The organism is Pantoea sp. R13S299, assembly GCF_048515925.1.
In the GTDB taxonomy this organism is placed as follows: Bacteria; Pseudomonadota; Gammaproteobacteria; order Enterobacterales; family Enterobacteriaceae; genus Pantoea.
The window spans coordinates 184,075-209,744 of the sequence record NZ_JBLYEF010000003.1 but is presented as its reverse complement, the minus strand read 5'-3'; the positions used below and the strand labels follow the sequence as shown (position 1 = coordinate 209,744).

At 54.3% G+C, this 25,670-nt stretch carries 19 protein-coding genes; 8 read left to right on the top strand and 11 right to left on the bottom strand.

What is annotated here, in order from left to right; genetic code table 11:
* Positions 1–176 precede the first annotated feature (176 nt).
* The gene (locus ACN1CO_RS15340; RefSeq protein WP_419139679.1) at positions 177–1,079 is read right to left on the bottom strand and encodes a LysR family transcriptional regulator; all 903 of its coding nucleotides are present in this window, start codon (positions 1,077–1,079) and stop codon (positions 177–179) included.
* 100 nt (positions 1,080–1,179) lie between these two features.
* Here ACN1CO_RS15340 and ACN1CO_RS15335 point away from each other — a divergent pair, with 100 nt between their 5' ends.
* Both ACN1CO_RS15335 and ACN1CO_RS15330 read left to right on the top strand, forming a co-directional pair.
* Positions 1,180–2,247 carry an SDR family oxidoreductase gene (locus ACN1CO_RS15335; protein ID WP_419139678.1) on the top strand — a complete coding sequence of 356 codons (1,068 nt, stop codon included), beginning with the start codon at positions 1,180–1,182 and terminating at the stop codon, positions 2,245–2,247.
* Between the two features lie 78 nt (positions 2,248–2,325).
* Complete coding sequence (locus tag ACN1CO_RS15330) at positions 2,326–2,982, top strand: SDR family oxidoreductase (RefSeq protein WP_419139677.1); 657 nt, start codon at positions 2,326–2,328, stop codon at positions 2,980–2,982.
* A gap of 376 nt (positions 2,983–3,358) precedes the next feature.
* On the opposite strand, the gene fumA is transcribed toward ACN1CO_RS15330, so the two are convergent.
* Positions 3,359–5,005: a class I fumarate hydratase FumA gene (gene fumA / locus ACN1CO_RS15325; protein WP_419139676.1), complete on the bottom strand. Its 1,647-nt coding sequence runs from the start codon at positions 5,003–5,005 to the stop codon at positions 3,359–3,361.
* Between the two features lie 156 nt (positions 5,006–5,161).
* On the bottom strand, positions 5,162–6,670 hold the full coding sequence (locus tag ACN1CO_RS15320) for a DASS family sodium-coupled anion symporter (RefSeq protein WP_419139675.1): 1,509 nt from the start codon (positions 6,668–6,670) through the stop codon (positions 5,162–5,164).
* Positions 6,671–7,260: 590 nt separating this feature from the next.
* Between ACN1CO_RS15320 and ACN1CO_RS15315 the strand changes: the two genes are divergently transcribed.
* Both ACN1CO_RS15315 and ACN1CO_RS15310 read left to right on the top strand, forming a co-directional pair.
* Positions 7,261–10,041 (top strand): flavocytochrome c, encoded by a 2,781-nt coding sequence (locus ACN1CO_RS15315; RefSeq protein ID WP_419139674.1) that lies wholly within the window; start codon positions 7,261–7,263, stop codon positions 10,039–10,041.
* A 64-nt stretch (positions 10,042–10,105) separates the two neighbouring features.
* A complete protein-coding gene (locus ACN1CO_RS15310) occupies positions 10,106–11,068 on the top strand; it encodes an FAD:protein FMN transferase (RefSeq protein WP_419139673.1) in 963 nt (320 codons plus the stop codon).
* On the opposite strand, the gene dcuR is transcribed toward ACN1CO_RS15310, so the two are convergent.
* Together dcuR and dcuS are read right to left on the bottom strand one after the other, a co-directional pair.
* Complete coding sequence (gene dcuR / locus ACN1CO_RS15305) at positions 11,062–11,781, bottom strand: two-component system response regulator DcuR (RefSeq protein WP_419139672.1); 720 nt, start codon at positions 11,779–11,781, stop codon at positions 11,062–11,064. The genes ACN1CO_RS15310 and dcuR overlap by 7 nt on opposite strands.
* Positions 11,778–13,367 (bottom strand): DcuS/MalK family sensor histidine kinase, encoded by a 1,590-nt coding sequence (gene dcuS / locus ACN1CO_RS15300; RefSeq protein WP_419139671.1) that lies wholly within the window; start codon positions 13,365–13,367, stop codon positions 11,778–11,780. The genes dcuR and dcuS overlap by 4 nt, the downstream gene beginning before the upstream one ends.
* Before the next feature lie 350 nt (positions 13,368–13,717).
* On the opposite strand from dcuS, the gene mqo reads away from it, so the two are divergent.
* Entirely contained in the window at positions 13,718–15,367 is a 1,650-nt protein-coding gene (gene mqo, locus ACN1CO_RS15295; protein ID WP_419139670.1) for a malate dehydrogenase (quinone), read from the top strand.
* Positions 15,368–15,438: 71 nt separating this feature from the next.
* On the opposite strand, the gene ACN1CO_RS15290 is transcribed toward mqo, so the two are convergent.
* The gene (locus ACN1CO_RS15290) at positions 15,439–15,750 is read right to left on the bottom strand and encodes a VF530 family DNA-binding protein (RefSeq protein ID WP_419139984.1); all 312 of its coding nucleotides are present in this window, start codon (positions 15,748–15,750) and stop codon (positions 15,439–15,441) included.
* Between the two features lie 208 nt (positions 15,751–15,958).
* Between ACN1CO_RS15290 and ACN1CO_RS15285 the strand changes: the two genes are divergently transcribed.
* Positions 15,959–17,272, top strand: coding sequence for an MFS transporter (locus tag ACN1CO_RS15285; protein ID WP_419139669.1), 1,314 nt, complete (start codon positions 15,959–15,961; stop codon positions 17,270–17,272).
* Positions 17,273–17,327: 55 nt separating this feature from the next.
* Here ACN1CO_RS15285 and ACN1CO_RS15280 read toward each other — a convergent pair whose 3' ends face one another.
* The 3 genes from ACN1CO_RS15280 to ACN1CO_RS15270 all read right to left on the bottom strand — a co-directional run bounded on the left by ACN1CO_RS15280 (position 17,328) and on the right by ACN1CO_RS15270 (position 21,242).
* Complete coding sequence (locus tag ACN1CO_RS15280; RefSeq protein ID WP_419139668.1) at positions 17,328–18,794, bottom strand: pyridoxal phosphate-dependent decarboxylase family protein; 1,467 nt, start codon at positions 18,792–18,794, stop codon at positions 17,328–17,330.
* Positions 18,795–18,808: 14 nt separating this feature from the next.
* The gene (locus ACN1CO_RS15275; protein ID WP_419139667.1) at positions 18,809–20,194 is read right to left on the bottom strand and encodes a diaminobutyrate--2-oxoglutarate transaminase; all 1,386 of its coding nucleotides are present in this window, start codon (positions 20,192–20,194) and stop codon (positions 18,809–18,811) included.
* 472 nt (positions 20,195–20,666) lie between these two features.
* Positions 20,667–21,242 (bottom strand): TetR/AcrR family transcriptional regulator, encoded by a 576-nt coding sequence (locus ACN1CO_RS15270; RefSeq protein ID WP_419139666.1) that lies wholly within the window; start codon positions 21,240–21,242, stop codon positions 20,667–20,669.
* A gap of 104 nt (positions 21,243–21,346) precedes the next feature.
* Here ACN1CO_RS15270 and ACN1CO_RS15265 point away from each other — a divergent pair, with 104 nt between their 5' ends.
* Complete coding sequence (locus ACN1CO_RS15265; RefSeq protein WP_419139665.1) at positions 21,347–22,240, top strand: ABC transporter six-transmembrane domain-containing protein; 894 nt, start codon at positions 21,347–21,349, stop codon at positions 22,238–22,240.
* Positions 22,241–22,451: 211 nt separating this feature from the next.
* Here the strand turns inward: ACN1CO_RS15265 and ACN1CO_RS15260 are convergent, their stop codons facing one another.
* Entirely contained in the window at positions 22,452–23,153 is a 702-nt protein-coding gene (locus ACN1CO_RS15260; RefSeq protein ID WP_419139664.1) for an ArsR/SmtB family transcription factor, read from the bottom strand.
* Positions 23,154–23,279: 126 nt separating this feature from the next.
* On the opposite strand from ACN1CO_RS15260, the gene ACN1CO_RS15255 reads away from it, so the two are divergent.
* Positions 23,280–24,641 (top strand): MFS transporter, encoded by a 1,362-nt coding sequence (locus ACN1CO_RS15255; RefSeq protein WP_419139663.1) that lies wholly within the window; start codon positions 23,280–23,282, stop codon positions 24,639–24,641.
* 220 nt (positions 24,642–24,861) lie between these two features.
* On the opposite strand, the gene ACN1CO_RS15250 is transcribed toward ACN1CO_RS15255, so the two are convergent.
* Positions 24,862–25,611: an NAD-dependent epimerase/dehydratase family protein gene (locus tag ACN1CO_RS15250; RefSeq protein ID WP_419139662.1), complete on the bottom strand. Its 750-nt coding sequence runs from the start codon at positions 25,609–25,611 to the stop codon at positions 24,862–24,864.
* Positions 25,612–25,670: the final 59 nt, after the last annotated feature.

The following is a 25,670-nucleotide window of genomic DNA, read 5'->3' as shown; positions in this document are numbered from 1 at the left end:
ATGGGATTCCATCAAAGCGAAAATAAAAGCATTAAAATTAAGCGGGTTATTCGAGGAGTTAATAAACTGGCCGTGTTTCAGGCAGGGCTAAACAGGCTGGGAATAGCGTCGGGTACGCGTAATAGAATACGGTCAGGATGAAACATCCCAACCGTGGGGAAGTAAATTAAGCAGGGTTAGCGAATGGCGAGGGCGCTTAGCGTCGACAGGAGCGCGTCCACTTTAGGCAGGAACTGTTTGCGTCGTGGCCACACCACGCTCAGCGTCAGACCGTCGGGCTGCAACTGTGGCAAAATAATCTCCAGTTCACCCGCTGCCACGGCGCGCTGAATCAGCCAGGAGGGCATCTGTGCCACACCTAACCCGGCGATGACCGCCTGAAGCTGGGCATCGACGTCGCCCAGCGCCAGCCGGAACGGCACGTTGCGCCAGTGTGGCTGACCGTCCTCGGTGGTGAACAGCCAGGGTTTGGTCGTGCCATCCACGCGTTCATAAAGGATGGCGGGATGGTTCAGCAGCGCCGCCTCATTCTCCGGCCGTCCTTCACGGTCCAGATAAGCGGGAGAGGCACAGAACTGCATCTGCTCGCGGCCCATGTTTCGCCAGCCCAGCGAGGCGGGCAGGTCGGGCGCACCGCCAATACGCACCGCCACATCCACGCCCTCTTCAAACAGATCAACAAAGCGATCGGACAGACTCAGGCTCAGCGTCAGTTCAGGGTGCTGCTGGCAAAAGGGCATCAGCAGCGGCATGACGTTGAGCCGGCCATAGGTGGTGGGTACCGCCAGGCGCAGACGACCGGAGGGAATAGTGCGCTGGGCCGCCAGCACCGCTTCGGCTTCGGCCAGATCCTCCAGGATGCGCAGGCAGGTCTGATAATAGGCAGTGCCCGCGTCGGTGAGGTGCAGGCTGCGGGTGGTGCGTTCCAGCAGCCGCGAGCCTAAGCGTGTTTCCAGCCGGCTGACACTTTTACTGACCGCCGAGCCGGTCACGTGCAGACGCTCAGCCGCGGCGGTGAAGCTGCCACACTCGACGCTGGCGACAAACGGCAGAATATCTTTGAGGCGATGATCGTGCATCGATTAATGAACTCAGGTTGAGAATGCTGTGAATAAATGCCAGAGATAAGAACTGAATTCTCTATTAGGCTTAGCATTACGCAAAACGAGGAGAAATCAAATGAAAAAGCAGGCTTTGATTGTGGGCATCAGCGGCGTTATCGGCCGCGCACTGGCTGAGAAATTACAAAACGAAGGCTGGCAGGTCACGGGTCTGTCACGCGGACGCGGTGCCGTTCCTGAAGGCGCAACCAGCCTGACAGCCGATCTGATCGATGCGGAAGCCGTCCGTGACGCACTGAAAGAGGTTAAACCGGATGCGCTGTTCTTCAGCGTCTGGGCGCGTCAGGAAAATGAGAAAGAGAATATCCGCGTTAACGGCGGCATGGTGCGTAACGTGATTGAAGCTCTGGGCGATCGCCTGAAGGGTTCACACGTGGCGCTGGTAACCGGGCTGAAGCACTATCTGGGTCCGTTTGAAGCGTACGGCAAAGGCGCTGTGCCGGTGACACCGTTCCGTGAAGAGCAGGGCCGTCAGCCGGTCGATAACTTCTACTACGCGCAGGAAGACGAAGTGTTCGCGGGCGCAGAGAAATATGACTACCGCTGGAGCGTGCACCGTCCGCACACCATTATCGGTCATGCCGTAGGCAACGCGATGAATATGGGTCAGACGCTGGCGGTTTACGCGACGCTCTGTAAAGAGAAAGGCTGGCCGTTTATCTTCCCTGGCTCACCAGAGCAGTGGAACGGTATTGTTGATATGACCGATGCGGGTCTGCTGGCCGAGCAGCTGCACTGGGCAGCCACTTCACCGAATGGTGCCAATGAGGACTTCAATGCCGTCAACGGCGACGTCTTCCGCTGGAGCTGGATGTGGCCAAAACTGGCTGACTATTTCGGCATTGAAGCCGCGGCATTCCCGGCGCAGATGATGCCGCTGGAAAATCGCATGCAGGAAGCCGCCAGTGCATGGCAGGCGATTGCAGAGCAGCATCAGCTGCGTGAGGCAGATGTGACTAAGCTGGCTTCATGGTGGCATACCGATGCCGACCTGGGTCGTCCAATGGAAGCCTTTACCGATATGAGTAAAAGCCGTAAAGCGGGCTTCATCGGCTACCGCAGCACGCTCGACGCCTTTACTCAGCTGTTTGATAAGCTGAAAGCGGAAAAAGTGATTCCGGAATAAATCCAGCAGGCGCCTCTTTTGTTTCTGGCAGCACATTATAATCTGGTACTCGCTTTATCTAATGGAGGATCTGATTTTATGGCGACATGTTTCATTATCGGGGCGGCTGGCAAGGTTGGCCAAAAGCTGACCCGTCAGCTGAGCAGTAAAGGTCATACAGTGACGGCGCTGCACCGCAAGCCTGAACAGGCTGAGACTCTGCAGGCCGCAGGCGCTAAGCCTGTCGCCGGGGATATTCAGCAGCTGAGCGTAACGGCGCTGGCAGAGTTGATGACCGGTCACGATGTGGCTGTCTTTACGGCGGGCGCGGGCGGTGCCGGGATCGCGCTGACTAATGCCATTGACGGTGAAGGGCTGAAGCTGGCGGTTGCTGCAGCAGAGCAGGCGGGGGTTTCGCGTTTCCTGCTGGTCTCGGCGTTCCCGGATGCCGGACGTGGTAAAACGCCGTCAGAAGGATTCGAGAATTACATGCGGGTGAAGCGTCTGGCGGATGCTGAGCTGGTGGCGAGTCAGCTGGAGTGGGTGATCCTGCGGCCGGGAACGCTGACCGATGAAGCCGGTACGGGGCGGGTTCATGCCGATCTGGCCATTCCGTATGGTGAGATCCCGCGCGAAGATGTGGCGGCGACGCTGGTCGGGTTGATAGAAAACCCGGCGATTAAGTATCAGATCATCGAGCTCACCCAGGGTGATGTGCAGATTGAGTTGGCGTTGCAGCGGTTGCAGCGCGGTTAACAAGGTCCGATCGCGGGTCTATAAACTGTAGTGAACGTCTGGCACGTATCGCTTCAGGATAGAGCCTTGCTTAGGGAAGACGGTCAGATCGGAAAGACGCAAAAACCGCCATCCATGGCACGCTCGGCCCGCGCCTTCCCTGGCGCGGGACGCTTTCCTCCTCTGACTGTCTTCTCTGCGCGTTAAGTTAAGGTGTTGCTGTCAGATTTAGGCTGTTTTGATTATCGATATGCGTTGGGCTAAAGAGTTGCTGCTGGATTTATCTTGAGTTAGTGAGTCCATTCCCCGCGCAGGCTCTCGCTGACAGTCTGGAAGCCTTACTTTCCCCATAAAAAAAGCCCCGAATCTGGGGCTTTTTACATTCCTGATGCAGGCTTTACTTCACGCATTTGGCGCAGTGCGCGCGCTCAATGTGCTGGAAGAAGTCATTACCTTTGTCATCGACCAGGATAAAGGCAGGGAAGTTCTCCACCTCGATTTTCCAGATCGCTTCCATGCCAAGCTCTGGATACTCCACGCATTCCAGACTCTTGATGCTCTGCTGCGCCAGCACCGCGGCCGGACCACCGATGCTGCCCAGATAGAAGCCGCCATGTTTATGACAGGCATCCGTCACCTGCTGACTGCGGTTGCCCTTCGCCAGCATGATCTTGCTGCCGCCGTGGGCCTGCAGCAGATCCACGTAGGAGTCCATGCGGCCTGCGGTGGTCGGACCGAGTGAACCAGACGCATAACCTTCTGGTGTTTTGGCCGGACCGGCGTAATAGACCGGGTGATCTTTGATGTACTGCGGTAATCCTTCGCCGTTATCGATGCGCTCTTTGAGTTTGGCATGCGCAATGTCACGCGCCACGATAATGGTGCCGGTCAGTGACAGACGGGTAGAGACCGGATAAGCAGAGAGCTGCGCCAGAATCTCTTCCATCGGACGGTTAAGATTGACCTGCAACACTTCACCTTCGCCCTGCTGACGCAGCGCTTCCGGGATCAGGCGGCCTGGATTTGATTCCAGCTTCTCAATCCAGATACCTTCGCGGTTGATCTTCGCTTTGATATTACGGTCAGCCGAGCAGGAGACGCCCATGCCAATCGGGCATGACGCACCGTGACGCGGCAGACGCACCACGCGGATGTCGTGAGCAAAATACTTGCCGCCAAACTGCGCACCGAGGCCGAGCTGCTGCGCGGCTTCCAGCAGTTCCTGCTCCAGCTGAACGTCGCGGAACGCCTGACCGTGCTCACTACCTTCCGTCGGTAAGCCATCGTAATAGTGCGTCGAGGCGAGCTTAACGGTTTTCAGGGTACTTTCAGCCGAGGTGCCGCCGATAACAAACGCAATATGATAAGGCGGACAGGCAGCGGTGCCGAGGGTACGCATCTTATCCACCAGGTAATTTTTCAGCTTGCCCGGACTCAGCAGCGCTTTGGTTTCCTGATAGAGATAAGTTTTGTTGGCGGAGCCGCCACCTTTGGCGATGCAGAGGAACTTGTACTCATCGCCATCGACGCTGTAGAGGTCGATCTGCGCAGGCAGGTTAGTACCGGTATTCACCTCTTTGTACATATCCAGCGCGGCATTCTGTGAATAGCGCAGGTTATCTTCGATGTAGGTATTGTAGATACCCTGTGACAGTGCGGCCTCGTCGCCACCGCCGGTCCAGACGCGCTGGCCCTTTTTGCCCATGATGATTGCGGTGCCGGTATCCTGGCAGGTCGGCAGCACGCCTTTGGCGGCAATTTCAGAGTTTCTTAAAAACTGCAGGGCGACATATTTGTCATTGTCGCTGGCTTCCGGATCTTCAAGGATGGAGGCAACCTGCTGCTGGTGGGCCGGACGCAGCATGAAAGAGGCGTCGTGGAAAGCGTGCTGACTCAGCAGCGTCAGTGCCTGCGGGTCGACTTTCAGGATCTCCTGACCCTCAAATTCGGCGACGGAGACATGCTCGCGACTCAGCAAATAGTATTCAGTATCTTCGTGGGACAGCGGAAAAGGGTTCTGATAGACAAAAGGTTTGTTCGACATTTTTTCTCACTTAATGACCGGCTGAACCTCCGCGTGCAGGCTGCGGGGCGCAACATCATAGGCGAATTAATCGTTTATTATGCTTCCCCACCGCGGGTGCGATGGGGAAGTGCAGGAATGGTATCTTATAACGCGTTGATCTGCATGTTGTATCCGTCAGAACATCCACACCATCCACGGATAGGCAATCAGCATCATGGAGCCTAAGAAGATGGCACCGAAGATCGTACCCAGACGCCAGTAATCTTTGGTAGGCAGATAACCACTGCCGTAGTAAATCGGGCTTGGGCCAGTACCGTATGGGGTAATGATGCCCATCACACCCAAAGAGGTACACAGCATCAGGCAGAAGACCGGCATGTTGATGCCTGGGATTGACGCTGCGATGGTCAGCATGGCCGGTAACAGCGCGGTAGTGTGCGCGGTGGTACTGGCAAACAGGTAGTGCAGCAGGAAGAAGGCAATCAACAGGACTACCGCTGAAATCTGGGGGTCATAACCCTGCAGCAGCATGCCACCTTCTTTGCCTAACCAGGCGATGAAGCCGACGCGGGCCAGACCATCAGCCAGTGCCACCAGGGTCGCGAACCAGGCAAAAGTGTTCCAGGCCGGTTTATTACTGGTGATGTCGTTCCAGTTCAGCACACCGGTCCACAACATCAGTACGACCACCAGCAGCGCAGCCATCGCGGGTTCAATCCACGATGTGGCGAAAATCCACATCAGCAGGGCACAGACCACAAACACCAGCAGCATGATTTCGTTACGGGTCAGTCGGCCCAGTTTTTCCAGTTCTGCGATGGCCCATTTTGGCACTTCATCGTTGATTTTGACTTCAGGTGGGTAGAACCAGTAAGCCAGCAGCGGCATGGTCAGAATCAACAGTAAGCCCAGTGGCAGGAAAGCCAGGAACCACATACCCCATGAGATATCGAAACCGACGATGCTTTTCACCAGCGCCAGCGCCAGCAGGTTAGGGGCCAGGGCAGAGAGGAACATCGAGCTGGTGATACAGGCTGCGGTAATCGCGACCCACATCAGATACGAACCGATTTTACGGGCGCTCGGGTCGTTGGGTTTAGAACCGTACAGCGGAGGCAGGTTGGCGATAATCGGGTAGATGGTGCCGCCACTGCGCGCGGTGTTTGACGGGGTAAATGGCGCGAGTAACAGGTCAGCAAAGGTAATGGCATAACCCAGCGTCAGACTGCGGCGACCCAGATACTTCACCAGAATCAGGGCCAGGCGACGACCAAACTGCGTTTTGTCATAGCCTGCGGCGAACATAAAGGCACCGAAGATCAGCCAGACGGTAGAGTTGCCGAAACCACTGACCGCCCACTTAAAGGACTCGCTGGCGACTTTGAATTTCGGGTTAGCCAGCTCGGCCGGACTAAAGAGCAGGAACTGGCTGAACAGCGCAATGACTACCACGCCGGTCAGGCCGATCACTGCGCCAGGCAGCGGTTCAAAGATCAATCCGACAATGACGCCCACAAAGATAGCGAAGAAGTGCCACGCGTAGGGTTCGAGTCCTGCGGGTGTCGGAACCAGTAACAGCAATATGGCAACGATCACCGGCAGAGCCAGCATGATAGCTTTCTTTTTACCCGGCGCCGCAGGAGCGGGTTTTGGGGGTTCAGTAACAGCTGAGAGTGTTTTCATAGTGTTTTATCTGCAAGTTAAGAAGAATGCGATTTGCGCCCCGGACCTTCACTGATGACTTTCTTTGTTATTCTTGATTGTGTGAATAAACCGCGATGCACTAATTTTGTTTAATCTGCTGCCTAACTATTGAGCAGCTTTTTTAAATCCATGTAAATATGATGCGATTTCTGCAAATATAGATTTTGATCCAGATCAAAGAAATTAAATCATTATTCCCGGATTTTAACATTTATTTTTAATTTATATTTTCAGCATCGACATTCTGACACTTTTGTGAACCTGCTCAACAAATCATCAGCGCAATCAGACTGAAATCCGCCCTGTAACCATATGATGATAAAAGATTTATTTTTTATGTAAATGATTAGTTGATTTCTAGTAACGCTTGGTTAACAATTAATATAACTTCACTTTATCCATTCGGCAAATAAAAACTCTAAATGGTTTAAAAGTTAAAAAAGTAAATTTATCGCTTATGAAAGCAAAGAAAAGCGTATATTAACCCCATGACATCGGACCACTTAATTAAGCGATAATTTGCGTCCGCTAAAAAATTTCCAGACTTTTAAATCTTGGAGTTTATCGCAATGAAATCTCTCACTCCCATCCTTAATCCACTGACTCTGCCGAATGGTGCTGTTTTAAAAAACCGACTGGTGATGGCACCCATGACCACCTGTACCGGTTTTTATGACGGAACGGTCACCAGCGAGCTGGTCGATTACTATCGCGCACGCGCTGGCAGCATCGGAACCGTGATCGTTGAGTGCTGCTTTATTGATAACCGCGGCCCGGCATTTCCGGGTGCCATCGCTATCGACAGCGACAACAAAATCCCCGGTCTGAAACGCATCGCGGACGCAATCAAATCTGAAGGCTCTACTGCTATCCTGCAGATCTACCACGGTGGCCGCATGGTCGAGCCGGAGCTGATTGGCGGCAAAACGCCCGTTGCGCCAAGCGCTATCGCGGCACCGCGTGAAGGGGCAACCAAACCTCTGGCGCTGAGCGCCGAAGAAGTCGATACCATGATCACCAAATTTGGTGATGCGGTGAACCGCGCCATCAAGGCCGGTTTCGACGGTGTCGAAATTCATGGTGCCAACACCTACCTGATCCAGCAGTTCTATTCACCTAACTCTAACCAGCGTGATGACAAGTGGGGCGGCAGCCGCGATAACCGCGCACGCTTCCCGCTGGAAGTGCTGGAAATCACCCACAAGATGGCCGAGCGCTTCGCTCATAACTCTTTCATCATCGGCTATCGCTTCTCGCCGGAAGAGATTGAAGTCCCCGGCATCCGCTTTGATGACACGCTTTACCTACTGGAAAAACTGGCCGCGCGTGGACTCGATTACGTTCACTTCTCAGTGGGTCAGCTGCTGCGTCCGTCGATTGTCGATACGCAGGACCCGACGCCGCTGATTGAGAAATTCGTCGCGATGCGTTCACCTGAGCTGGCAAAAGTACCGGTGATTGGTGTCGGCGGCGTGGTGAACAAAGCCGATGCGGAGCTGGCGCTGGAGAAAGGCTACGATCTGGTGGCGATTGGTAAAGCCTGTATCGCCTATCCGAACTGGGCTGATCGCATCATCAACAACGAACACCTCGAACTCTACATCGACAGCAACAAACGCGAAGAGCTGCAGATCCCTGAACCGCTGTGGCGCTTCTCACTGGTCGATGCGATGATCCGCGACACCAGTGAATCGGGCCGCAAATATAAAGCAGGCGTCTATCAGGAAAAAGTCGAAGCCGAAGCGCTGAAGCTGAAAATCAACGTTACGCTGGATACCGACCGTATCACCGACATCACTCTGGTGCCGGATGACACGCTGGATGTGGACTTCACCACCACCTTTGAGAGCCTGCGTAGCCGCATTCTGGTGGCCAACAGCCCACACGTCGATGCGATTACTGGTGCGACAACCCAGAGTGAGGCGCTGAAAAAAGCGGTTTCACGCGCGATGACGACCTCCAGCAAAGAGCACGTGATCGAGGAAGGCGGTAACCCTAATGCACCACAGAATTTCGATGTGGTGATTGTAGGCAGCGGCGGTGCCGGTCTGGCGGCGGCAATTCAGGCGCACGATGAAGGCGCGCGCGTGGTTATCATCGAGAAGATGCCGACTATTGGCGGCAACACGATCAAAGCGTCAGTGGGTATGAACGCCGCTGAAACGCGCTTCCAGAAACTCAAAGGCATCGAAGACAGCAAAGAGCTGTTCTATGAGGAGACGCTGAAGGGCGGTCAGTTCAAAAACAATCCGGTGCTGCTGCGTGAGTTTGTTGACCTGGCTCCTGAGGCGATTGAGTGGCTGGCGGGTAAAGGCATTGAGCTTAACGACATCACCATTACCGGCGGGATGAGCATTGACCGTACTCACCGTCCGGCTGACCGCTCAGCGGTGGGTGGCTTCCTGATTAGCGGCCTGGTAAAAAATATCAACAGCCGCAACATCGAAGTCCTGCTGGAAACCTCCGTCGCCGAGATCCTCTATGATAATGGCGCAGTCGCGGGCGTGAAAGTCGTCGATGAATATAACGACAGCCGTATCCTGAACGCCAAAAGCGTGATTGTGGCAACCGGTGGTTTCAGTGCGAACCGTGAGCTGGTGGTGAAATACCGTCCTGAACTGGATGGCTTCGTGACCACCAACCACGCAGGCGCGACCGGCAGCGGCATTGCGATGCTGGAAAAAATTGGTGCCGGTACCGTGGATATGGGCGAAATCCAGATTCACCCAACGGTCGAACAGACCACCTCTTATCTGGTCTCCGAATCCATTCGTGGCGGCGGCGCTATCCTGGTCAGTCAGGCGGGTGAGCGTTTCTACAACGAGATGGAAACCCGCGACAAAGTTTCCGCGCAGATTATCGCGCTGCCAGAGAAGAGTGCCTGGATTGTGTTTGACGAGCAGGTGCGCATGAACAACAAAGCGGCTGACGAATATATTGCCAAAGGCTTTGTCATCAGCGCGCCAACCGTTGCGGAACTGGCGGTGAAACTCAACATGAGTGAGCATCACACCCTGGAAGCGACACTGGCACGTTACAACAACTTCGTTATCATGCAGAAAGATGAAGACTTCGGTCGCCAGACCGCGCTGCGTCATCCTCTGAGTGAAGCGCCGTTCTACGCGATTCGTGTCGCACCGGGCGTTCACCACACCATGGGTGGCGTCACTATCGACACCACGACAGCGGTGCTGGACAGCCAGAAACAGGTGATTAACGGCGCCTGGGCCTGTGGCGAGGTGGTTGGCGGCATCCACGGTGCGAACCGTATCGGTGGTAACGCCGTCGCGGATATCATCATCTTCGGCATCCTGGCGGGTGGTAACGCCGCCGCTTACGCCCGACACTAACGGTAGTCTCCGGCATCCGCATCCTGCGGGTGCCGGTCTTTCCCTTTAAAAAGCAGAGTCGCCTATGTTAACTGATGCGCGTGTCTATGCTTACTCCGCCGTCTTAATGGGTTCGCCCATCCTGCTCAAACTCTTCGATGACAACCAGACACTGGCCGGACAGGTTTTCCGCCTGATCAAACAGCAGGAGAATCTCTTTACGGTTAATCGCGCAGCCTCTGAAGTCATGGCCATTAATGACGCGGCGGGGCAACATCCGGTCGTCGTCAGCCAGCCGGTGTTTGATCTGATTGCCTGCGCCCATGCGGTGAGCCTGCTGCCGGACAGCCTGTTTAATCTGACTATCGGCCCGCTGGTGAAGTGCTGGAAAATCGGCTTTCAGGGCCACAGCGTCCCGTCAGCAACCGAACTTGAGGTGCGCAGGGCGCTGACGAATCCGCAGGAGGTGATACTCGATGCCGCGAGCCGTAGTGTCATGCTGGGCCGGCCGGGGATGGAGATCGATTTAGGTGCTATCGCCAAAGGCTATATCGCCGACGTAGTGCAGGCTTTTTTGCGCCAGCAGCAGGTCAGCAGTGCACTGATTAATCTGGGCGGAAACGTGCAGACGGTGGGCGCGCCACCTGAAGAAGCGGGCTGGGCAATCGGCCTGAAAAAACCTTTCGGTGAGGCCAGTGAGCTGCTTGGGGTCATTAGCGTGAATAACCGCTCGGTGGTGACGTCGGGTATCTATGAACGGTATTTCGAGCTGGAGGGCGTTTGTTATCACCACATCCTCGATCCGCATAGCGGTTATCCGCTGGATAACGAGCTGCTGAGCGTCACCGTGATCTCCGACCGTTCGCTGGATGGCGACATCTATACCACGCTGCTTTATGGCCTGGGCGTCGAAAAGGGCATTGCCTGCCTGGCCGATAAACCGGGCATCGAAGCGATCTTTGTGACCCGTGACAGGCAGGTAATCTGCTCGTCACAACGTCACTTTTCGTTTCAGTTACTGGACAGCGATTACCGGCTGGTTCACTGACAATATTGCTTGAGTAAGGTGTGATACTCCGGCTGCAGGCGATAGCGGTAAACCGGGCGGCCCGTGACCCCATAATGAATACTGGTGAACAGAATATTTATCTGCGCCAGCCAGATCAGATATTTGCGGCAGGAGACGCGGGAGATATTCACCTCGGTTGCCAGTTCATCGGTAGAGAACTCGGTGCCCGGATGCGCGTCGATCCACAGACACAGGGTGCGCAGCGTCTGCGGCGTTAATCCTTTCGGCAGGCGTTTCTGCTCGCTGGCGCCGGGCGGGTTGCCATGTAACAGCTGATCGACATCTGACTGCTGATAGAACTGATGATTATCCATGAGCGATTTTTTCTGTCGCCAGCCGGTCAGCGCCTCTTCAAAGCGGGCAAACTGGAAAGGCTTAATCAGATAATCCACCACGCCATAGTTGAGCGAGGTTTTGATGGTGGCGGCATCGGCAGCGGACGAGATAATAATCACATCGACCGGACGGCCTGCACTACGCAGTTCCGGCAGCAGGTCGAGACCGTTTTCCTGTTGCATGTAGATATCCAGCAGAATGAGGTCAACCTGTGGCTCGTCCTGCGCCAGTCGCTCCTTGGCCTGCTGTAAGGTTGAGGCGGTGCCGCAGCAGGTAAAGCCTGGGATCTGTCCGATATAGCAGCGGTTCAGCTCGGCTACCATGGCGTCATCATCGACAACTAACACATTGATCATTGGGTAATCATTCCTCTCTCCCACGGAAGTTGCACTAAGAATTGTGTGAATACACCCGGTTCTGACTCAACACTGACGTTGCCGCCCAGGCTTTCAGTCTGCTGCTTAACCAGAAACAGTCCGACTCCGCGATCGTCACCTTTCGATGAGACGCCACGCTCAAAAATGGCGCTGAGCTGCGTGCCGTCGATACCTGGTCCGTCATCACTCACTTCGCAGGCTAACCAGCCATTCTGATAATGCAGCATGAGGTGAATTTCCCCTTCGGTTTCCGGGTCCAGGGCCTCAAGCGCATTTTCAATTAAATTGCCCAGCACGGTGATCAGAACGGCGTTCTGCTCCTCGCTGCCGCAGTCGGGCAGAAAACTCGCTTCATCAATAATCAGCTGATGGCCCTCATCGGTCACCCGATTGATTTTGCTGAGCAGGAAGCCGGCAATGACCGGCGATTTGATCTTCTGCATCAGCGAACCAATCTCTGTCTGATAAGCGTTGGCGGTTTTCAGGATGTACTCTTCCATCTGTGCATAATTTTTCATATGCAGCAGGCCCAGAATCACATGCAGCTTGTTCATGAACTCATGGGACCGCTCACGTAACGCGTCTACATAGTTTACCATGCCGTCCAGACGCTGCATTAGCTGGCTGATCTCGGTCTTGTCTCTGAAGGTAGTCACTGCGCCGATAATGCGGTCATGACTGCGAACGGGCACGGTGTTACTGATCAGGATGCGGTTACCCAGCGTCAGCTCCTGATCGTGCCAGGCTTTGCCCGCATGCAGCGCATCCTGCTGATGGCGGTGCATCACGCTCTCTTCGGCAATCAGATCACCGCTTAATGGCATCTTTCGGGTGGTCTCATGCAGCAGTTGTTGCGCCGCATGGTTGATCAGGCTGACGCGTGACTGATCATCGACCGCAATCACCCCTTCTTTAATGGAATTGAGAATCGCCTGGCGCTGCTCGAACAGGCTGGAAATTTCGTGCGGCTCCAGTCCCAGTAAGATGGTTTTCAGTCGCCTGACCAGAATAAGAATACCCAGCAGGCCCACCAGACCGCCAAACAGGACGGTCCAGACGATATTCCAGCGGCTTTTGGCTATCTGCGCCGCCACATCATTCAGCGCGATACCTATCGCCACCACGCCAATCTGCTGATGCTGTGCGTTATAGACGGGCGTAAATACCCGCAGTGCCTCCACCAGTACGCCATGATTGACCGCCACATTTTCCCGGCCGCCCAGCGTGGGGTAGATATCGTTACCCACAAAATGTTTGCCGATCACCGCGGCGTTCGGGTGTGAGAAACGAATACCTTTCATATCTGTGACGACCACAAACAGCAGTCCGTTGCGCTTGCGTGCCGCTTCAGCCACGGGCTGTATCAGGCTGCTGCCGTCCGGTAACAGCAAACCACGCTGCACTTCCGGCGAATCTGCCAGCGTGCGGGCCACCGCCATCGCCTTATCTTTAAGATGCGACTGCGCAAAGTTATCAATCTGCACGAAGTAGAGCAGATGGACAGCGACCAGGACGGTGAAGATCACCGCCGTCATCATCAGCGTGGTCAGGGTACTGAGTTTCATAGGTCGTTTAGTCACGGCATGTCGGTTCTGTGGTTGGCTTTTCATGGGTGTTCGGCACGGGTGGGAGATCGCCCGGAAACATACGCTAACTCACCGCATCAGTACAGTTTTAGCGGTCTGCGCGCGACGATCGCCACATAACAATATTTGTGTTAGGGGATTGTATAATTCAAAGGACACCCTTAATGTGTGGTTAAAATATGTGAGTAATTCAGTAAGCCTTTTGTAATTAAAATAAGGCTAAATTGCTATTTTTAATTTTATAACTATTTTCACATTAACTCATAAATAACATTATTTTAAACTTTGAGGACTTTTTTTAACCAGTACCGTCTGAGCTGTAAATTAAAATGATGAATTCAAAGAAAGTTATTCCCACCCTTTCCCTCGCGGCATTGTTAGTTTCCTCGGCACTTCATGCTGAAACGGCACCAGAAAAGACCGACGTCCTGTTAATTGGCGGCGGCATTATGAGCGCCTCAATGGGCACCATGCTGGAAGAGCTGCAGCCTGGCTGGAAACAGATCATGGTTGAGAAGCTGGATGGCGTGGCACTGGAATCCTCTAACGGCTGGAACAATGCCGGTACGGGCCACTCTGCTAACATGGAACTGAACTATACGCCTGAGCGTAAAGACGGTTCTATCGACGTCTCCAAAGCGCTGGAAATCAACGAAGCATTCATGATTTCACGCCAGTTCTGGAGTTCACAGATTAAAGAGGGCGTGATGCACGATCCGCGCTCTTTCATCAACTCAACGCCACACATGAGCTTTGTCTGGGGCGATAACGTCGACTTCCTGACCAAACGCTATGCTGCGCTGCAGAAAACCGCGCTGTTCCAGGGCATGAAGTTCTCTACCGATCACAAGCAGATCGAGCAGTGGGCACCGCTGGTCATGGAAGGTCGTGATCCACAGCAGAAAGTCGCTGCCACCTGGACGCCAGTGGGCACCGATGTTAACTACGGTGAAATTACCCGTCAGTTGATCGGCAGCCTGAAGAAGAATGACAACTTCCGTCTGGAAACTTCGTCTGAAGTCACCGACTTCAAACGTAACGGCGACAACTCCTGGCATGTCACGATTAAAGACGCTAAAAACGGCAACGAACGTGCTGTTGACGCGAAATATGTCTTTATCGGTGCGGGCGGCGGCGCGCTGAAATTACTGCAGAAGACCGGCATTCCGGAAGCAGAGAACTATGCAGGCTTCCCGGTCGGTGGTTCATTCCTGGTTACCGAAAACAGCGCGATTGCCGATCGTCACCTGGCAAAAGTCTACGGCCAGGCGTCAACCGGTGCACCTCCGATGTCGGTTCCGCATCTGGATACCCGTTATCTGGATGGCAAACGCGTCGTACTGTTTGGACCGTTTGCAACCTTCTCAACCAAGTTCCTGAAAAACGGTTCGCTGTTTGATCTGCTGAGCACCACCACTACCCATAACATCGTGCCAATGACCGATGTAGGTATGGATAACTTCGATCTGGTGAAATACCTGATTGGCCAGGTGATGCTGAGTGATGAAGATCGCTTTAAAGCGCTGCAGGAATACTATCCGGATGCGAAGAAAGAGGACTGGAAACTGATTCAGGCCGGTCAGCGTGTTCAGATCATCAAGAAAGATGCTGACAAAGGTGGCGTGCTTAAACTGGGTACAGAAATTGTGACCGATCAGCAGAAAACCGTCGCGGCCCTGCTGGGTGCTTCTCCTGGTGCCTCGACCGCAGCGCCTATCTCTCTGAGCGTGATGCAGAAACTGTTCCCGGAAGAGTTTAAGTCACCGGAATGGCAGGCGAAGATCCACAAGATGATCCCAGGTTACGGTCAGAAACTGAATGACAACGTGCCGTTGCTGCAGCAGGTCTGGAATGAGACCGCTGCGACGCTGCAGCTGACCACGCCGCCAGTCATCAATATGGATGGCAAAACCGCAGACGCGCGGGCTGCACAGCCTGAGAAGGCTGCGCCTTCAGCGAAACACGATATGGCGCTGTAACAGCGACCTGACGTAAAAAAAGCCCGCACAGGTTAGCCTGCGCGGGCTTTTTTATTGCCGTTTAATCAGTGTTATTCCGGCGTCTTACCGCGCCAGTTGCCCCAGGGATCTTCTGCCGGGGCCTGATCTCTGTCGCCAGCCGGTTCTTCACGCGTCGCTGGTTGCGCGTTTAACGAGTTAAGATAGAGCGCTTCAACTTCAGCCCGCGCCCAGGGCGTACGGCGTAAAAACTTCAGGCTCGATTTAACGCTGGGATCGCTTTTAAAGCAGTTAATGTTGATCCGTTTTCCCAGCTCCGCCCAGCCGTACTGCGCGACTAAACTGTTTATCTGCATCTCCAGCGTGACGCCGTGCAAAGGATCTTTTGAGGTGTGTGCGTTCATCATCTATCCGCCTGATTCAGTCAATGCCGCACATCCTGACAATCGTAAAGCGGTTGTGCAAGAACTGAAGGTGAAAAAGCGCCTCAGCGGCGCGTCATCGCAGTTTTTTATGTGTCTGGGTTAACGCGACGGGAAGAAGAGTGCGCAGGGTTGCAGCGATTGTGCTAATCATAAGCAACTGATGATGCGCTGAAAAGGATCGCCCGCCATGACGGTACCCGCTGATAATTTGCTCAGTTCCGCCAGCCGTAAACGTGCTCTGCTTGCCGGTTCGGTGGGAAATTTCATTGAATGGTACGAGTTTGCGGTCTATGGCTTCCTGGCCACCGTGATTGCGCAGAACTTCTTCCGGCTGCAAGGGGAATCGGCGCTGACCGGGCTGCTGCTGACCTATGCCTCCTTCGCCGTCGCCTTTTTCTTCCGTCCGCTGGGCGCGATCATTTTTGGCCGGATGGGGGACCGTATCGGGCGCAAACCGACGTTGATCTTTGTACTGATCATGATGACGCTGGCGACGGCCACGATCGGGCTGGTGCCCACCTACGCCCAGCTTGGCATCCTGGCGCCGCTGATCGTGACCGGTCTGCGTATTCTGCAGGGGCTGTTTGCCGGGGGCGAGTATGGCGGGGCGGTTTCACTGATGACCGAGTTTGCGCCGCGTGGTAAGCGGGGGCTGTATGGCGCGTGGCAATCGTTTACCGTGGCGCTGGGATTGTTGGCCGGTGCGGGCATTGTCGCGCTGCTCTCGGTTCTACTGACGCCGGAGCAGATGCTGAGCTGGGGCTGGCGCATCCCGTTCTTTGTCGCGCTGCCGCTGGGCGTTCTGGCGCTCTGGCTGCGGGTACAGATGGAAGAGACGCCGGCGTTTATTCAGCAGCAGTCACAACCTGTGGCAAAAGTTGACGCCAGCCTCGGCGACACGCTGAAAACGATTCTGCTGGGTATCTGTCGTCTGATGGTGTGGTCAGCGGCCGGTTACACCTGGCTGGTGATCATGCCGACTTACCTGCAGGCCTCGTTGCACACCGGCTTTAATCAGGCGCTGCTGATAGCGGTGATCTCGAACCTCGGCTTTGCCGCCACCATCATTCCGGCCGGGATGCTGAGTGACAGGATTGGCCGCCGTGCCGTCATGGTCTCAGCGGCGGTGCTGCTGCTGGTGCTCTCTCTGCCGCTGCTCAATGTGCTGCAGTCAGAAAGTACTGGCCTGCTGCTGAAAGCGCTGGTGGTATTTATCGCGGGCGCGGTGGTCGGCTTGCTGGCGGGACCCGGCCCCGCGATGCTGGCCGAGATGTTTCCGACGCGGGTACGCTACACCGGGCTGGGGCTGGCTTATTCACTCTCCAACGCCGTCTTTTCCGGCTGCGCGGGATTAATCATTACCGGACTGATTAAAGAGACCGGTAATCCCGATATTCCCGCCTGGTATGTGATGGCGACGGCGCTGGTGAGTATTGTGGCGCTGATGACGCTGAATAAAGACGACCATCTGCGGCTGCTGGATGAGCCACCGTCGCGTTGAAAACGAAAAAACCAGCCTTGCGGCTGGTTTTGTGTTTTTGCGACTGGCAGTGAAATTACACCAGTTTCTGAGCCGTGGTTTCTACCAGCGTCAGCAACACCTGAATATCTTCCAGCGTCACCGTCGGGTTCAGCAGGGTCATCTTCAGGCAGGTCACGCCATCATGCTCGGTCACGCCGACGTTAGCGCGGCCTGACTCCAGCAGCGCGTCACCGATACGCTGGTTCAGCAGGGCGATATCCGCACTGCTGAGGTGCGCCAGATGCGCCGGACGATAGCGGAACAGCACGCTGGCCAGCTGCGGTTTCATGACCAGCTCCAGTGCAGGCTGCTCATCCACATACTGTGCAACCTGCTGCGCCAGTGTTACACCGTGATCGATGATTTCGGCATACTGCTTCTGACCCAGCGCTTCCAGACCCATCCACAGTTTCAGTGCATCAAAACGGCGGGTGGTCTGCAGCGATTTGGACACCAGATTTGGCACGCCCTGGGCTTCATCGAATTCTGAGTTAAGGTACGCCGCCTGGTAGCGCATCAGCTCATAGTGACGGGCTTCCTTCAGGAGGAAAGCGCCACAACTGATGGTCTGGAAGAACTGCTTGTGGAAGTCCAGGGTAATGGAATCGACCAGCTCAATGCCATCCAGATAGTCACGATACTTCTCTGAGAGCAGCAGTGCGCCGCCCCAGGCCGCATCGACGTGCACCCAGATATTCTCTTCTGCCGCCAGCGCCGCGATTTCACGCAGCGGATCGATTGCACCCGCATCGGTGGTACCGGCCGTGGCAACAATCGCCAGAATGTTTTCGCCGTTAGCTTTGGAGGCGGCCAGCTTGTGGCGCAGGTCATCCATGTCCATGCGGGCAAAGCTATCGCATTTCACCTGCGTAACGGACTGATAACCCAGGCCCAGCAGCGCCATGTTCTTCTGTACGGAGAAGTGCGCGTTTTCTGAGCAGAAAACTTTGATCTTCTTCAGATCGCCGGTTAAGCCATCCTGCTGAACAGAATGTCCCTGACGGGCAAACCAGGCGTCACGCGCCAGCATCAGACCCATCAGGTTGCTCTGGGTGCCGCCGCTGGTGAAGACACCCGCATCGCCAGGCTGATAACCGACCTGGGTACGCAGCCACTCAATCAGTTTCATCTCAATCAGGGTGGCAGACGGTGCCTGATCCCATGAATCCATGCTCTGGTTGGTGGCGTTGATCAGCACTTCCGCCGCCTGGCTGATAACCAGGCTCGGACAGTGCAGGTGCGCCACACACTGCGGGTGATGCACCGACAGGCTGTCTTTCAGGAAGTACTCAATGGCGCGTTCAATCGCGGCCTGGTTGCCCAGGCCCTGAGGATTGAAGTCCAGCTTGATGCGCTCGCGCAGTTCTGCGACGGTTTTTCCCTGATACATCTCAGGTTGTTCCAGCCACTTAACGACGGCCGCGCTACTCTGGGCAATCGCCTGCTGGTAGGCCTCGGTACTCTGTGCTGAGGCCGCCAGAATCGGGTTTAACCGGGACATTGCATTCACTCCACTCAAACTGGTTTCACGCCAGCTGATAGCAGGGCGTTTTCAAATTTATCCATGAACACGTCAAGTTCTGCATCCGTGATCAGCAGGGAAGGCAGCAGACGTAATACGCTGCCGTGACGTCCGCCACGCTCCAGAATCAGGCCGTTTTCGAAACATTTTTTCTGAACCAGCGCAGAAAGCTCGCCGTCTGCCGGGAAGCTGCCCATGTGGTCAGCGGCTTCGTCGGGTTTCACCAGCTCAATACCGATCATCAGACCCAGACCGCGCACGTTGCCGATAACCGGGTAGCGCTGCTGCAACTCGCCCAGTTTGCCTTTCAGCCATTCGCCCTGTGCCGCGACTTTGTCTGCGATGTTGTTATTTTTCAGCAGTTTCAGCGTGGTCAGACCGGTGGCCATTGCCAGCTGGTTACCCCGGAAGGTGCCGGTGTGGTGACCCGGAGACCAGGCGTCGAACTCTTTCTTGATGCCCAATACCGCCAGTGGCAGACCGCCACCCACTGCTTTGGACATCACGATGATGTCTGGCTCGATACCCGCGTGCTCAAAGGCGAAGAATTTACCGGTACGGGCAATACCCGCCTGGACTTCGTCGATGATCAGCAGAATGCCATGCTCTTTGGTCACTTTACGGATGCGCTGCAGCCACTCAGCCGGAGCCGGGTTTACACCGCCTTCGCCCTGAACCGCTTCCAGAATCACTGCTGCTGGTTTGCGAACGCCGCTTTCAACGTCGTTGATCAGGTTTTCGAAGTAGTAAGTCAGCGCTTTCACGCCCGCTTCACCACCAATGCCCAGCGGGCAGCGATAGAGGTGCGGATAAGGCATGAACTGCACTTCCGGCATCATGCCGTCAACCGCTTCTTTCGGAGACAGGTTGCCGGTGACCGACAGCGCGCCGTGGGTCATACCGTGATAGGCACCCGAGAAGCTGATGATACCGGAGCGGCCGGTGTGCTTTTTCGCCAGTTTCAGTGCCGCTTCAACGGCATCTGCGCCGGACGGGCCGGTGAACTGCAGGCAGTACTCTTTGCCCTGGCCCGGTAATAAGGAGAGCAGGTACTCAGAGAACTCATCCTTTAACGGCGTAGTTAAATCAAGAGTATGTAACGGCAAGCCGCTGGTAATGACATGTTGAATACTCTGCAGAACATCGGGATGGTTATGTCCCAGTGCCAGCGTTCCTGCACCTGCAAGACAGTCGAGATACTGATTATTCTCGACGTCGGTGATCCAGACACCCTGAGCTTTCGCAATCGCGAATGGCAATTTGCGAGGATAACTGCGAACGTTTGATTCAAATTCAGCCTGACGGGCTAAATAGGTTTCATTGGTTGCGTTTACGTTCTGTGCATTCAAACTATCAATACGGACTTTATCCGTCATCATATCTCTCCTACAACCGGGACGGGCGTAGCGTCACAGTTGAATAAATGAATTAAATGGGGGTCGGTGTCTAAAGCGCGGCCAATATAGGTGTTTTTAAGGTCCGACTCAACGTTTAATTTCATCGGCAGAAAACTGATTCTTTGCTATAGGAATCAATCATTTGGTGGGATTGTGACCGTATACATTATGACGGCTTCTGAAGCCTGTTGTTAATAAGTGGCGTAAAAACACCAGCTTACCCGGCCTGAGATGCGCTAAGTCAATGATAATAATCTGTGTAAATAGCTGTTTCCGGCGAAAAACGCTATCAAAAAAGGGGCTTCTCAGACAGAAAAAGCATAAGTCTGTTTAATTGCCGAAGCAGCATTTATTGGGGGCAAAAAGCGCAGACTAATTAAAATAATAAACCTTCCGTTAACATTTAATTAATATCCTGTCGTTGCCGTGTCGTTAATAAACCGGTGAATCGGTTTTATGACAGGACAATATCAATAAACTGATTTAAGTCTGCCAGTGCCTCACGCGCTTTCTTTTCGGAAGGATTGATGGTCAGCAGGTCAGCATAGCCGTTGAGCATCGCGCTGATCTGCCTGGCTGTGCGCGGCACATCAGCGCAGCGCAGGGTTCCATCCGTGACGCCGTCACGAATTATCCCCTCCATCAGACTCTGCCACGTATCCGTCATCTCATCGGCCAGCGCGGCATAGGCTTCATTATGCGCCGCCGTCTGCCAGAACGAGGCGTACAGTTGCCAGGTGGCATCCGGCGCGCTCGGCAGATGGCTTTCAAACAGAGTCAGCAACCGCTGGCGGGGCGTGAGTGTGGTCAGAGATTCAGCAAACGTTTCGAAATCCACGCGCATAAAGCGCTCCAGCGCGGCCAGACAGAGTGTCTGCCAGTTGCTGAAATAGTGGTAGATATGACTGCGTGAGATGCCCACCGATTCTGTGAGTTCCCGGGTGGTCACTTTTTCGATCCCTTTCTCAATAAATAGCACGATCGCCGCATCCAGTATTTTGGTTCTCAGTGCTTCAGCTGACTCTTTCATCACTCTCCCGATAAGTGCTGCGTTGACTTTGAGCAATTGCTCAAATAGACTGCTTTTCGTACTTGAGCAGCCGCTCAAGAATCACTATATCAGAAACAGAAACTATGCATTCCTCAAAAACGATCCTTCCTGTTGCGGCGCCCCGCAGCGCTATTCTGACATTAAAAAAGCTCGGCCGTCGCCATAGCCGCAAGCTGTGCCTCACGCTACTGCTGGTGGTGGCGGAGAATGTCATGTATCTGCTTTATCCACTGCTGGCCGGCTTCGCGATCAATGCGATCATCTCCGGCAGAACCTGGCATGCGGTGCTCTATGCCGCGATGGTCTTTACCATGTGGGCCATCGGCGCGGCACGACGCAGCGTGGATACCCGCACCTTTGCCCGCATCTATGCTGAGCTGGCCGTGCCGGTGATCGTGGCGCAGCGCAGTGAAAACCACAGCGCATCTACCATTGCCGCACGGGTGGCGTTGTCACGGGAGTTTGTCGACTTTTTCGAGAAGCATCTGCCAGTGCTGATCACCTCGCTGGCGTCGATGACCGGTGCCGCCGTGATGCTGCTGGCTATCGAGTTCTGGACCGGCGCAGGCTGCCTGGCGATCCTGCTGTTCTTCGCCTGTTTCCTGCCGGGATTTACCCGCAAAAACGACGCGCTGTTTGGTCGCCTGAATAACCGGCTGGAGAAAGAGGTGAGCTTTGTCAGCAACGCGAACGCCGCGTCACTTGGCCGTCACTATGGCGTACTGGCCAGCCTGCGGATCCGCCTCTCAGATCGGGAAGCGTGTGGTTATCTGGCGATTGGTAGCGTGGCGGCTCTGCTGTTTGCTGTCACCATCGCGGTAATGTCGAATCGTGGCGGCACCGATGCCGGTCACATCTATTCGGTGATGACCTATATGTGGATGTTTGCCATGAGCCTGGACGATGGCCCGCAGCTGCTGGAGAAATATTCACAGCTGAAAGACATTGGCCGAAGGGTGAGTACCGGCACGCACTGAGTGGCTCGATTCCTGTATCTGACATGACGTGGTGATTAACAACCACCACTGGGGCAGAGTGCACCCGTCACTTTTCCTTAGGGTCATTATCACACTCACTACTGACGCTTTTGATAGCGGTATAGCGGAAGAGGGGGGTTATGTCTCAAAACCATCCCTGGCAGGATGGTGCACCTTAGCAGCAATCCATATTAACAGAACGAGGAAAACCTTAGTCTGCTGTTAGATCGCCTTGTTGCTGGTGAATTCCGAAATGGTGTGAGAAGGCTTTCCAGCCACATGCGGTGATTTTTAACACCCTTGATTTCCCCGAGCGGCTCATCCACCTCCAGCCGATAAAAGCCTCCAGCAGAGCAGAACCCAATGGGCCAGAAAGATGATATTGACGTTCAGTCCAGTCCAGGCACATTCGGCTGTTTTCTGCCTGTTCTGGACAGATTTCAATTCCTTGCTGCTCAGTCCAGCGACGGCCCAAATCTGTTAGCACATAGTGCTGACCTTCTCCAATGGCAATAAATCCGCGGTTAAGCATCCCTTGAGTAATCGCTACCCCTACTTGTCCGGCTAAATGATCGTAACAACAGCGTGCAAAACGCAGTTCTTTAGCTGCTCTGCTTGGTGTTGTCTGCCACTGAGAAGTAACTGGCCCGATCGAGGCAAGATTTTCCAGTAGCTGGGAAATATGTGGTCCGGTCAGGCGGTAATAACGATGGCGGCCAACCGACTCAACGGTGATCAAGCCACCATCACGCAGTTTTGCGAGGTGGAAGCTGGCTGTCTGGGCGGTAATATTGGCGGCCCTGGCCAGAGCGCCAGCTGAAAGTACTTCACCCCCTGAAAGGTTAATCAGCATTAACGAACGCACCGGCTCTGCGATGAGATGAGCTACGACTGAAATGTGAAACTGATTCATTTTTCACCCTTCAAAGTGAAGTCCGTGTTGTTCAGGGGAGTTTAAAGTTCGATACGGCTCGAATCATTATTTTGCTAACGAAATGTATAGTCAATTAATCCTTTCTACACACACCAAAACCCACTAATGAATAATATTTCTTCAGCTCAAAAATGGTTGTTAGCGGCTACCAGTGTCAGTTACATCATCGTAATTCTTGATACATCGATTGTGAATGTTGCACTTTCGGCGTTAGCCACAGCGTTCCACCCTTCCATTAGCGGACTTCAGTGGGTAATCAGTTCTTATACCGTTACCTTCGCCTGCCTGCTTCTGAGCGGAGGTGCTTTGAGCGATAAACTGGGGGCTAAAAATGTTTATCTGACAGGCCTGCTGCTCTTTGCTCTTGCTTCACTAGGATGCGGTATTTCATCGATATTACCCTTTATGATTTTCTCAAGGATACTGCAGGGAATTGGGGCTGCCTTACTGGTTCCTGCTTCTCTGGCTTTGATTAACGCTGAGTTTCCGAAGCCTCAACAGCGAGCTAAAGCCATAGGTATCTGGTCTGGATGTGGTGGGATTGCAATGGCTGCCGGCCCGTTATTGGGAGGCGTGTTAATCCATTTAACAGGCTGGCGTGGCATCTTCCTGGTTAATGTTCCCATCGCAGTGTTCGGAGTTGTACTGGCGATGCGGATTCCTGCAATAAAAATCACTACTGGAAAAAGAACGATGGATTTTGCAGGACAATTAATGGCCATTATCGCAATCGGAACGTCTGTTGCCGTGTTGATTGAAGGCCTCCACCGGGGATGGCGTGATCCCTGGATATACGGAGGAGTGCTGGTGGCGGCCATGGCATGGGGATTTTTCATTCTGACGGAGCGCGCAGTCAGTCAGCCGATGCTGCCGATGAAGTTGTTTAGCATTGCCATTTTTTCGGCCTCAGTCATCGTCTCGCTTATTTCAGGATTGGTGTTTTATGGGCTGTTTTTTATGCTAAGCCTCTATTTCGGGACCGTGCGTGGCTGGTCATCACTGGACACCGGTCTTGCTTTTCTTCCGTTGACCCTGCTGGTCACGCTGGGCAGCTTTAGCGCTGGAAAACTCAACAGCCTGCTTACTCCGTTATGGCTGATAGCAGGATGCTGCTTACTCTATGCTGTAGGATTTACAGGATTAACGATATTAGGAGGAAATACCCCTTACTGGCAGATCGCGCTTTGCTTTCCGCCTCTCGGTCTTGCTGCCGGAATCATCACACCTGTGGTTACAGCCGCAGCCATGAACTCAACAGGCAGGGAGCAAGCCGGGCTTGCTTCAGGCGTACTTAACGCCAGCCGGCAAACAGGGTCAGCGCTGGGGGTAGCAATCTTTGGGGGCCTGCTTGGCTCTGTAAAACCGCAAGCAGAGAATATTTACATTGCTGTCTATCTCGGTATCGCTTTCTCGTTGCTTGGCTGTCTGTTATGGATAATGAAACTTCGTAAGGTCCAGACTGTATAAAAAAAAGCCATGGAAATCGGTGTCGGGATGCTACTAATGCTAAAGGGTGCCGTACGTCCGGCACAAAGGACTCCTGGGATATAACACTGCCGTTCCATACTATTCCCCGAAAAGCCTGAAACCATTCTCAGCAATAAGTTAGAGCAGGCAACCGCCTTTTAAACCAGCTAAGCCTGAGGCAGGTCTCAGGGGGCATTAATCTTAAGCGTGAAGTCACGGTTTAATAATCCAGCTCACCCGGCGTAAAGTCCCTGAAGGCATTATCAGACGGCGTATAGCCCAGCACCTCACGCGTCTGAGTCAGATCAAAGCGTTTAAAGCGGTTATCGGAAATGCCGTAACCTATAAAGAAGGAAATCTTCTCTGCCTCGACTGCGCCGGTCAGCAATCTGACGGCATCATCCGGACTCAGCCAGGCGCTGTAATCCCGCGCATTATGCTGGCTGTTATCCAGTTCTGGTTCAAACGCCCCGATTCTCAGCGCCACGCTGCTCAGGCCATGCTGGCTGGCATAGAAAGCGCAGAGTGCTTCACCATAACATTTGGTGACGCCGTAAAGATTTGCGGGAGAGACCGCCATACCGGGATGGATCTGCACATCTTTCGGATAGCCCTCAATTGTCTGCGCGCTGCTGGCAAACACCAGACGACGACAGCGATGTTCCGCTGCTGCCTTGAGTAACCAGGTGGTGGAAAGAATATTCGCGGGCAGCAGATCGTCGAAACTGGCCTGCGCATCAGGAATACCGGCAAGGTGGATAACGGTATCGACAGGCTCTTCGGCCAGCAACGTCGCCGCCGTATCCGGTTGTGACAGGTCCGCCACGATAAAACGATGGGGGGCAGGGATCGCGTAGTCCGGCTCCCGCAGATCGGTCAGGATAAAACGGTAGTGATTCTGGCTGGCTGCGAAGAACGTCCGGCCTATTCGCCCGCTGGCTCCGGTAAGAAGAATAACTCTGGTCGTCATCTGCTGGTTCCTGTTCAATGTCCGGTTCAGTAAAGAAGCGCTGACCGATGAGTTAAGCA